Annotated in this window: 6 protein-coding genes; all 6 read left to right on the forward strand. The window is 46.6% G+C overall.

The window, feature by feature from the left end; genetic code table 11:
- The first annotated feature begins 6 nt into the window (after window positions 1-6).
- The gene (locus ACKI5G_RS01320; protein WP_407396903.1) at window positions 7-4,170 is read left to right on the forward strand and encodes a TIGR02680 family protein; all 4,164 of its coding nucleotides are present in this window, start codon (window positions 7-9) and stop codon (window positions 4,168-4,170) included.
- A complete protein-coding gene (locus tag ACKI5G_RS01325) occupies window positions 4,163-5,419 on the forward strand; it encodes a TIGR02679 domain-containing protein (RefSeq protein ID WP_407396905.1) in 1,257 nt (418 codons plus the stop codon). Before ACKI5G_RS01320 ends, ACKI5G_RS01325 begins: the two co-directional genes overlap by 8 nt.
- A 16-nt stretch (window positions 5,420-5,435) precedes the next feature.
- Window positions 5,436-6,554 carry a UDP-galactopyranose mutase gene (glf, locus tag ACKI5G_RS01330; protein WP_407396907.1) on the forward strand — a complete coding sequence of 373 codons (1,119 nt, stop codon included), beginning with the start codon at window positions 5,436-5,438 and terminating at the stop codon, window positions 6,552-6,554.
- Window positions 6,555-6,608: 54 nt separating this feature from the next.
- The gene (locus ACKI5G_RS01335) at window positions 6,609-8,306 is read left to right on the forward strand and encodes a phospho-sugar mutase (protein ID WP_407396909.1); all 1,698 of its coding nucleotides are present in this window, start codon (window positions 6,609-6,611) and stop codon (window positions 8,304-8,306) included.
- Window positions 8,307-8,337: 31 nt separating this feature from the next.
- Window positions 8,338-9,909 (forward strand): hypothetical protein, encoded by a 1,572-nt coding sequence (locus ACKI5G_RS01340; protein WP_407396911.1) that lies wholly within the window; start codon window positions 8,338-8,340, stop codon window positions 9,907-9,909.
- Between the two features lie 1,082 nt (window positions 9,910-10,991).
- Window positions 10,992-11,666 (forward strand): glycosyltransferase family protein (locus ACKI5G_RS01345; protein WP_407396913.1); only part of this gene is annotated, 675 nt, incomplete at its 3' end.

The raw sequence follows: 11,666 nt of genomic DNA on the forward strand, positions 1-11,666 counted from the left end.
CGAAGAATGAGTGAAAATAGATGGCAGGCGTATAGAGCTGGTATTTTAAATTATTGGTATTACGATGAGGCGGAATTCTATTTTGCCGATGGCCGACTGCTGCTGCGGGGCAGTAACGGCTCTGGTAAATCAGTAACCATGCAAAGTCTGGTGACTGTTCTGCTGGATGGGGTGAAACGGGCGGACAGGCTGGATAGCTTTGGCTCCAAGTCACGTACCATGGATGATTATCTGTTGGGGGAAAAGGAAATAAGCGATTATGATGAGCGTACCGGCTATCTGTTTTTGGAATATAAGCGGGAAAACAGCGACCAATATATTACTACTGGCATAGGACTTCATGCCCGCCGTGGCTCATCCAAGGTGGATTTTTGGGGCTTTATATTGCAAAATGGCCGCCGTATAGGTCATGATATTCAGCTGTATCACGTCAGCAAAAATCCGGAAAATGGCCAGGAGCAAAAGCTACCCCTGACGAAAAGGGAATTGGAAAACGCCATTGGACAGGATGGTCGGGTGACTACGGAACAGCGGGAATATATGGCCATGGTAAATCAATATATCTTTGGCTACAAGGATATCCAGAAATATGAGGAGCTTATGAAGCTGCTGATTCAGCTGCGAAGCCCTAAATTGTCCCGGGATTTCAAGCCAAGTGTAATATATGAAATCTTAAATGGTTCCTTGCCAACCCTTTCTGATGATGATTTGCGACCGTTGGCGGAAACCCTGGAAAATATGGAGAAAACCCGCCTGGCCATCGAACAGCTAAAGCGGGAGCAGGGGGCCTTTCAGGCTATTTGTAATGCTTATACCACCTATAACACAGCTGTATTGGCTGAACGGGCCATGGGAGTAGACAGATGCGATGATATACTGAACAGTCTGGAACATAAGGAGCAGCAGCAACGGGAATTACTGGCAAAGGCTTCAGAGCAGGCGGAAAATGCCAGAACCAAACAACAGGAGCTGGCAGTGGAGGAACGGACCTTGCGCCAGGAGCAGTCTGATTTGCAGGAAAATGAGGCGTATAAAGCAGCAGAGAAGAAAAAGGAGACTCAGCTGACGCTGGAACGTGAAGAACGGGAGCGGAGCCATCGGGTACAGATGCTGTCTGATAAGCGGCGACGGGAGCTGTCCTTATCGGAACAGGTTAAAGCCGAGGAATATAAGCTATTTGAGGTGGAAAAGCAGGTGGCTGAGGTGTTGGATAATTTAGAAGGTCTGGCACAGGAGGCGAATTTTTCGGCCCATGCAGCCATCAGTCAGGGCTTTAAGCTAACTGATAAAGATGCCGCTGGTCATTTTATGCTGTGGCGCAATGAGCGGCAAAATCATATTAAGACCTTACAGCAGCTGCACAAAAGGCTGTTGGCCTACGAAAATATTCAGCAACGGGTTCAGCAAAATGAACAGGAGTTGGGTGAAGAAAATAAGCGTCTCGACCAGTATTCCTACGAATATCAGCAATTAATGGAGGCACTGGAGCGGGAACGGGAAAACATTATTAAGGCTTTTTATGAATGGAAAACCAGCTGGCAGGATGTTATTTCCTTTACTGGGGAGCAGGAAAACCAGTTGGTGGGATGTCTCCGGGAGCTGTATTCCTCCAGTCAATGGCTGGAGGTGGAAAAGCATTTAAGTGATGTGTTCAGCCACCATCAGCGGGAGTTGGATGGTGCCATAGGCCAGATGCGGGCCGATATTCAGCATCTTGAAGAAAATTTAGCCAGTGAGCGAGAGGAATTGCGCCTTCTGCAGGAGAAGAAGGAGGCGGAACCGGACCTAGGTGAGGCTTATAAGCTGGCCAGAGCCGCTCTTAAGGAAAATAATATTGCCTTTCTACCTTTGTATGAGGCTACGGAATTTCGGTCCCAGGTTCCGGCTCATGTCCGTGAACGCCTGGAATCGGCTTTATTGGAGGCTGGCCTGTTAAATGCCATTATTCTGGAAACCAATGAAATGGCCAATAAACTGCCGGATAATATGCGGGGCAATGTGCTGTTTAGTGGTGAAGTGGTCATGCTGGCGGATTCTCTGATTAATTATTTGGAGCCTGTTCCCGGGGATAGCGGTCTGTCATCAGCCCGTATTGCCGATATTCTGTCCAGTATTGTGGTGGATGATAATCTGTATCCATCCCATGGTGACACTGCCTTGAATCTGGAAAAGGGAGGTTATTGTCTGGGCAGCATTGCCGGACGGGCTGCTGAGCGGTCAGAGGCGTTATTTATCGGTAAGCAGGCCCGGGAAAGGTATCGTCGCCAGCAAATCGAGACTAAGGAGCAGGAAATAGCTGGACTGACTGACCAGTTAACCAGGCAACAGTGCCGGGAGCAGGAGCTGCTGCTGAAGAATGAAAAATTAGTCCGGGCAAAGCTGGAATTTCCATCCCATCAAGAAGCCCAGCTGCTTTATGATAAGTCCAGGGGTAAGGCCAATGAAATAGAGCAACAGCGGCTTCGCCTTCAGGAAAAGGATGAGCAGCAAAAAAAGCTAACTTTGGAGCTGCGACGGGAACGGTTGGATATAACGGAAATGCGGGGAGAAACGGCATTAGGATTTTCTGCCCAAGCCTATGAGGAAGCATTGGCCATTATGAATGAATACGGGGAGGCATATAACAGCCTAACCCTGTTGCAGGCTGACTATGCCCATACGGCAGAGCTGCTAAGTCAGCACAAGCAGGATGTGGAATATGTCAGTGGTGAAGTGGATATATTGAAGGGTGAGCTGAAAAATCAGGAAACTACTATTTTGCAGTTAAAGAAAACCATCGAGGCCTTGACCAGACAGCTGGAGGTCATGGATGCAGCTGCTGTTGAGGCCCGCATTAGTGCGGTTATTTCCCGGTTGGGCAAAATACCTCAGGAGCTGATGACGGCCTCTAGGTTGGAGGGGGAAAACGAAAGGAATAAAACCAATATTACCATCGAGTTAAATCTTTTGACCCGGCATCAGACTGTTTATAGACAGCTGAGGGAAAGGTGGAATGACCTTTTACAGGCCGAGCTGCAAAGGGGCTTTTTTACGGGGGACAAGAAGGATTTGCGGAAAATAATTCAGGACCGTCAGAAAAGTCGTGCGACCCAAAGCCTTCATTCGTTGGCGCAACGGGTGGAAAATCAATATGCGCAGCATAGGGATGAAATTGCTGAATATCGCTTCTCTCTACGGGAGGCCATGGATGATGTGGGAGAATTTATTCCCCTTTCCCCTGAGGAGGAGCAACAGTTTTTACCTCCTTGGGAAGCCCTAAGGGATCATGCCGTTCGTCAACTGGCGGTTACTGATATAGGTGGCAAGGGATTAAGTCCCTACGAGCAGCTGGAGCAGCTAAAAAACCATTTGCTGGAGCAGGAAAATTTGTTGTCGGAGCAGGATAAGCAAATTTATCAGGAGATTATTCTCAACAGTATTGGTCGTACCATCAGCGAAAGAATATATGGTGCTGAGGACTGGATAAAGAAGATGAATAAGCTTATGGATAAGAGTGAAACATCCAGTGCCCTAAGGTTTAGACTGGAGTGGAAGCCATTAATAGGCGACGACGAGGATGAGCTGGATACGGCAGAGCTTGTGGAGTTGCTTCGCAGCGATCCGGAGCTGATGAAGGAAGAGGATATGCAGCGATTGGAGCAGCATTTTTCCTACCGCATCAGAAAGGCCCGTGAGGCGGCGGAAATCATGGAAAAGGATGCCGATGCCTTCCAGGCTTCTGTGAAGGAGCAATTGGATTATCGCCAGTGGTTTAGATTCCGTCTGTATTATGATAAGGGAGAACAAATAAAGCGACGGGAGCTTACGGATAAGGCCTTTTTCCGGCTTAGTGGCGGTGAAAAGGCCATGGCTATGTATGTGCCACTGTTTTCTGCAGCCTATTCCCGGTATTTGGATGCCGGGAAGAATGCACCGCGGCTTATTACTCTGGATGAGGCCTTTGCCGGGGTAGATGAGCAAAATATGCGGGATATGTTTAGATTGGTGGAGCAAATGGGCTTTAATTACATTATGAATTCCCAGGCGATATGGGGGGATTATGATGTGGTGCCAAGCCTGAATATATATGAATTGCTCCGGCCTCTCAATGCCAATTACGTTTCGGTGTTGGGCTACCATTGGGATGGCAATACCAAGCAGGTAATGGTGGAGGATACAGCAAATGGATGATGGTTTACAGGAAGAGGCAATCAAATATTTTAATAGCCATCCGGTCCTCCTAAGGCTGGTGAGGTCCTTTTCTCATAAATATCGTAGTCTGGGCCATTTCGGTGGTATTGCCAGCCTAAGTCAGTTATCAGACAGGGAACAGCGGGATTTGGGGGCCTTTCTGCGGCGTGAAATTAAGGGGCAGGGCAGAGTGTCCTTTCGGGAGTTTTCCGGTGCCTGGGCTAAAACCCGCTTTGAGGGGATTGACCTACAGAAGTTTATATTATCGTTGTTGCCAGACAATTTTGTAAGCAAGCAGGAAGAGCGTCGACAACAGCATAATAAACGTCAGCTGATTCTTGACCAGCTTTTGGACGCCCATTCCTCCGAATTGGCTGCAAAATGGCTATATGCCCTTAAAAATGGTCAGTTAAGGTTGTCCCAAGGGGTGTTATATTACAATTTTGAGCTGCTGAATGATGTGGCAACTGGTCTTGATCTTATTACCAATGTATATGAACGGTTGCCAGTATTAGCCAATCGGGCCACTGGCAATCCCCATGCCTTTGATTTTGACCAGCCCGCCGGACGACTGCTGCTACAGGCCATGGCCTTTATCAGTGGCTCCACTGTGCCAGTGGCAGCTCATGAGCGAACCAGCTTATTATATCAATATCGTGTTATTCGGGACGATATATTAAATTTTGCCACGGTGTACGGTTTGGTGGCCTATAGGGAAAACGGGGAAGAAATTGCCTATTGGCGGGAGAGTGCCAAATCCTTTTCTCCGCTAAACATCCCATTGCGGGAAATAATTCAGGCCCATAAAATAGAGCCTGTAGGTGGAATAGATACACCTGTTTATATTGTGGAAAATTCAGGAATATTTTCTGCTTTGCTGGATACATTGACAGCTATAGGCAAGGTCCGTCCCTTGATAGCGTTTCATGGCCAGCTTAAGGCGGCCTCTTGGGCTATTCTTGATGGTCTTGGCAGGAGTGGGGCGAAAATCCTTTATGCTGGCGATTTGGATCCGGAAGGTATTAGTATAGCCCAGCATATTTTGTCCCGTTATGATAACGTGGATTTATGGCATATGTCGGTGGAGGATTACAAAGAGGCAGTTACCGATTTGCCGGATGGTCGCTTGAAAAAACTGCCTTCCATTGTGCATCCTAAACTGGTACACTTGGTTCAGGAAATGAGTATATGTAAAAAGGTTCTTTATCAGGAAAGCTTACTAGATAAAATGGTACATGAGTTGACTTAATAGAAGGGATTATCTTATGAAATTCGACTATTTAATAGTAGGCTCTGGCCTTTTTGGGGCTGTGTTTGCCCAGCAGGCCAGGGCAGCAGGGAAAAGGGTGCTGGTCATTGACCGTCGGGATCATATTGGGGGCAATGTTTACACCGAAAGGGTGGAGGGGATTAATGTCCACAAGTACGGTGCCCATATTTTTCATACCAATGACAAAAAGGTTTGGCAGTATATAACCAAGTTTGGGGAGTTTAACCGCTTCACCAATTCTCCTGTGGCAAATTACAAGGGGGAGATTTATTCCCTCCCATTTAACATGTATACCTTCAATAAAATGTGGGGTGTGGTGACTCCTGAGGAAGCGGCGGCAAAAATTGCTGAGCAGCGTCAGGAGATAAAGGGGGAGCCGAAAAATTTGGAGGAGCAGGCCATTTCCCTTGTGGGCCGGGATATTTTTGGAAAGCTCGTTAAGGGGTATACGGAAAAACAGTGGGGCCGGGACTGCAAGGATTTGCCGGCTTTTATTATTAAGCGGCTTCCGGTACGTTACACCTACGACAATAATTATTTCAATGCCCTTTACCAGGGAATTCCTATAGGTGGCTATACCAAGCTTATAGAAAATCTCCTTGAGGGTATTGAGGTGCGCCTTGGAGTGGATTATTTAAAGCAGTGCTCCGAGTATGAGCAGATGGCTGAAAAGATTATTTACACAGGTCCAATTGATGAATTTTTCGATTACAGGCTGGGAACCTTGGAGTATCGTTCAGTAAGATTTGAAAATGAGTTGTTGGATATGCCTAATTTTCAGGGAAATGCGGCAGTGAATTATACTGATCGGGAGACTCCATGGACTAGAATTATTGAGCATAAGTGGTTCGAATTTGGCAAGGATGAGGCAGGTAATGATTTGCCGAAAACTGTGATTTCCAGGGAATTTTCTTCAGAGTGGAAAAAGGGGGACGAGCCATACTATCCCGTTAATGATGAGAAGAACAGTGCATTATACGCCAGCTATAAGGAAGAGGCTGCGAAGCTCGGAAAGGTGATTTTTGGCGGCCGATTGGGCACATATTCCTATTACGATATGGATGTGACCATTGCCAAGGCTTTGGAAGCGGCGGAAGCTGAGTTGGGGAAATAATGATAAAATTTATTTTTGATTTGGATGGTACGATTACCAAAGAGGAAGATTATTATGACATCAACACGAGATTATAAAACAGAATATGAGCGTTGGCTCAGCAGGGCGGATGACAGTCTACAGCAGGAGCTTCATCAGTATGATGAGGCCATGATTGAGGATAGCTTCTACAAGAATTTGGCCTTTGGTACAGGAGGACTCCGCGGAGTAATTGGAGCGGGCACTAACCGCATGAATATTCACACCGTGTCCATGGCAAGCCAGGGCTTGGCAGCTTATTTGCGTAAAGAGTACGGCAATGAGGCCAGTGTGGCCATTGGTTATGATTCCCGTATAAATTCGGAGCTTTTTGCCAAGGTGGCGGCTGGAGTTTTTGCTGCTAACGGAGTGAAGGTATTTATCTGGAACCGTCTTTTGCCAGTGCCTACTGTTTCTTATGCTGTGCGGTATTTAGGGACCAGTGCCGGTGTTATGATAACTGCATCCCACAATCCATCCCAGTATAACGGCTATAAAGTCTACGGCCATGATGGCTGTCAGATTACCACCAAAGCAGCAGCTGAAATTTTGGAAGCCATTGAAAACGTGGATATTTTTGACGGGGTGAACAGCGAGTCCTTTGACATTGGCCTAGAGTCACGAAGAATTACTTATATAGATGAAGCAGTTTTCGACAGCTTCCTGCAGGAAGTAAAAAAACAGTCAGTTCTTTATGGGGATGCCATAGACAAGAATGTGTCCATTGTTTATTCCCCTTTAAATGGAACTGGTCTTGAGCCGGTGACCCGTATTCTAAGGGAAGAGGGATATACCAATATTACCTTGGTGGAGGAGCAGGAAAAGCCTGATGGAAACTTCCCAACCTGCCCATATCCAAATCCTGAAATAAAGGAGGCGTTGGCCTTAGGCATTGAGTATTGCCGTAAGACGGGGGCAGATTTAATGCTGGCCACGGATCCGGATTGCGACCGTGTGGGTATTGCAGTGAAGGATAAAAATGGAGATTATCAGCTCCTTAGCGGCAATGAGGTAGGGCTACTTTTGTTGGATTACATTTGTGCCCAGCGGAAAAAGTACGAAACCATGCCCGAAAACCCGCTTCTTTTAAAGACCATTGTTACCATTGATATGGCAGATAGAATTGGAGCTGATTATGGTCTGGAAACGATAAATGTTTTAACTGGATTTAAATTTATCGGTGAACAGATAGGAATTTTGGAGGGTCGTGGAGAAGAAAACAGATATGTATTTGGCTTTGAGGAAAGCTATGGCTACCTTACCGGTGGCTATGTCCGGGATAAGGATGGCGTGGACGGTGCCTACATGATCTGTGAGATGTTCAGCTTCTACAAGAGTCAGGGCATATCCCTTTTGGATAAGCTGGCAGAATTGTATGCTAAATACGGATATTGCCTGAATACTCTTCATAGCTATAAATTTGACGGCTCAGCGGGGATGACCAAGATGAAGGCCATTATGGACCATACCCGTCAGCAAATTGGTGAAGGCGATGAATTTGCCGGCAGGAAGGTGGTTAAGGTTGAGGATTATAGTCAGGGACTGAATGGACTTCCTAAATCCAATGTGCTGAAAATTAAGCTGGAAAACAATATTTCCTTTGTGGTGCGTCCTAGCGGTACAGAGCCAAAGCTGAAGATTTACCTTAGTGTCAGTGCAGATAACAAGGAATTGGCAGGGGTTGTGGAGAAGGAGATAGCTGAGGCCTGCGGGAAGCTGGTGGCGTCGGTTTAGTTTGGAAAACATTTTGTGATGGGTGAATTTTATGGCGGAAATGACCAAGGAATGCTGGAAACTTTATATTAAGATTCATGACCTATGGAAAATGGGGCGGTTTCAGGAGGCGGACAATGCCATGGGGGCTCTGCTGGATGCAGGGGGCTCTCAGGTTTCCAAGGCACAGCTTTTGGGGGCGTATATCAAGCGCTCCCTTGAGGATGTGCTGGGTGAGCTGTCCATATTGGAACAGCTGGAGAAAAGTGGCTGTGAGGATGAGCCGGAATTAAAGGGTACTGTGTACAGCCTGCTGGGACAGGCCTACAATACCGTCGGCCGTGCAGATAAGGCTGTGGAGAGCTTTCTGCAATCGGTGGAGACGGAAAAGGATTGGCGTCAGCGGCTGGTGGAATACAGTAATGCTATTTTTGCAGCGGCATCCCTGCCAAATACGGACAGGGAGTTTTGGCGTGTCCTTTATTCAGGCTATGATGCGTTGCTGTCCGAGGGGGATGTGGGTTCTGTTTCTGAGAAGCGTTGGAACCATCATCGCATTCGCATAGGCTATCTTTCCAGCGACTATCAGCAGCATCCTGTGTCCTCGTTGCTGTGGCCTTTGGTGGACAAAGCCAATGGCAAGGAATTCCAGATTTTCTGCTATTGCGGAAATAAGGGTGAGGACTCAGTAACCAGGGCCTTCCGTGAAAAAGCTGATGTGTGGCGCCAGGTATACGGCTGGAGTCATGACAAAATCGCCCGTCAGATTTATATTGATGAAATAGATATATTGGTGGATTTGGGGGGACATACCTCAAATAATATGCTGCCGGTTCTGGCCTACAAGCCGGCAAAAATTCAGCTGTCAGCCATTGGCTGGGTGGGAAGTACCGGTATGGAGGCCGTGGATTATGTACTGGGAGACCAGTATTGCTGTACCGCTGAAAAGCAGGATGCCTATGTGGAACGCCTTTTAGCCGTCAAGGGAAGCCATTTCTGTTTCCATTTGTTTAAAAAAATGCCTGAGGTTACGGAAACTCCGTGTAAGAAAAATGGCTTTATAACCTTCGGCTGCTTTAATAATTTCAGCAAGGTAACGGATGATATGCTTCAGCTTTGGGGGCGTATTTTAAATAAGGTGCCCAATAGCAGACTCCTTTTAAAGCATAAGCTGTTCGACAGTGAAAGCGGCCGTGATTATATGGAAAAACGGCTGGAAAAATGTGGCATATCACCGGGACGGGTGGAGCTTCGTCCTTTTAGCCATGATTATCTTAGCCAATATGGTGATATGGATATAGCTTTGGATACCTTTCCTTATACTGGGGGAATGACTACCTTTGAGGCCATGTACATGGGTGTTCCTGTGGTAAGCCTGTATGGGGATAGCCGGGGACAGCGTTTTGGATATAGTATGCTGATGAACGTGGGCCTTGGGGATATGGCTGCGGATAATGCCGAGGAATATGTGGAAATTGCTGCGACTTTGGGCAATAATCCGGATATCCTGCGAGATTTGCGTTTTCAGCTGAGGGATATGGTGAAGAGTTCTCCTTTGATGGATGAACAGGGATATGCTGCCCAGGTGGAGAAGCTGTACCATTCCTTGATGGCCACGAAATAATTAATGAGTTACAAATCATAAGAATTGCTGGATAAGATTTAGTTAGCCGGTATGATTATCAGGTAGAAAAAATGACTGAAGAAAAGGCACTTTGTTTACTTAATTTTATACATGAAACGGAGGAGCCACTTAAGGTTCTTCTTATTGAAAATGTGGAATATATTTATAAGCTTCGCTCACTTATGCCCCGGGCGGAGCTTTTTGTGGTGGCGGCAGATGAGGATTTGCCCCGGGATGAACAATTTCAGAATATGGATATTCGCTGGTTTACAGTGAACTATCTCGGCGAGAAGCTGCCTCTGGAGGAAGATTTTTTTGATATAATTTTAGGAGAGGAGCTTTTTTTGGAGGCCTGGAATCCCCAGGATATTGCTTCTGGGCTGGGACTTTATTTAAAGGACACGGGATGTCTTTTAACCTCCTTTACCAATGCCCGGTATTGGAAAAATATCCGCGATTTGATGGAGGGACATTTTTACCACGTATGCACCCATGTATTTACCCGGGACGAAATGCTGTCCCTTTTAGCGGCCTCCTTTTATAAGGACGCCTGTTTTTTGCCTGCTGATGACGGTTCCAAGGTGGATAAGGATTTCATTGGAAAACTTGAAAATATGGGGTTTGAAAATCATTCCAACGATTTAGGGGTGCGGACATGGATGGTACAGGCCACCAAATCCATTGGGGAGATAATTGCCCTGAAAAAGCTCTATACCAAGGAAATACGTCGGGAGCTGTCCAATCGCCTCCGCCGCATAGAATATGGCATTGATGTGGCTGAGAATGCAGAAAAGCTGTGGCAGCTCTTTGAGGGAAATATGATTTTTCCGGAATATGTGGCTGATTTTGTAAAGCAGGCTATTATTCATAGAAAGACCTTTGCAGAAAGCTTTGTTTTTCAGCTTTATCGGATGGGCCATGGGGAATGGGCAGATACCTTTTTAAAGGCTGTGGATGTGCCGTATATTCCTTTCGGTGAAGAAGGCTCAGCGGAAAAAAAACTGGAGAATTCCGTGGAAATGGCAGCAGAGTATCCAGCAGAAAATAAGGCAATACTAACAGAGACCGCCGCTACAGCGTATATCCCTCCTGAACAAAAGATTGCCTTTATTACCTGTGTAAACAAGGAGGACTGGTACGGGGAGTGCCAGCTGTATATTAATAATTTAAAGGTGCCTGAAGGAATGAAGGTGGAGCTTATACCTGTACGGGGGGCAAAGTCCATGTGCCATGGCTACAACATGGGTATGAAGCAGACGGATGCAAAATACAAGGTGTATATTCATCAGGATACCTTTATTGCCAACAAGAATTTTATTGGGGATTTGCTCAATATATTTAAGGATAAAGCCATTGGAGCTTTGGGGGTTATTGGTGCCCGCAAGCTGCCCAAGAGTGGTATTTGGTGGGATGGCCTGCGCACTGTTGGACGGGTTTTGCACGCCTGTGAGGCGGAAAGTGTGGTGGACAGCACCTGCCGGGATATTGACGGAGCCTATGTGGATGTGGAAGCCGTAGATGGATTGCTCTTTGCCACCCAGGTGGATTTGCCATGGCGGGAGGATTTATTTAACGGCTGGCATTTTTATGAAATTGCCCAGTCCATGGAAATGTGGCGTCACGGCTATAAAGTGGTAGTACCACAGCAGGCGGATGATTTTTGGTGTATTCATTGCCCAAAGGAGAAGCCTCTGGATCCATCATATAAGAAATATCAGAAAATATTCTTGAAGGAGTACGGCGGCGAACTTCATCCT

The sequence above is a fragment of the Anaerovibrio sp. genome, from assembly GCF_045637405.1.
GTDB lineage: Bacteria > Bacillota > Negativicutes > Selenomonadales > Selenomonadaceae > Anaerovibrio.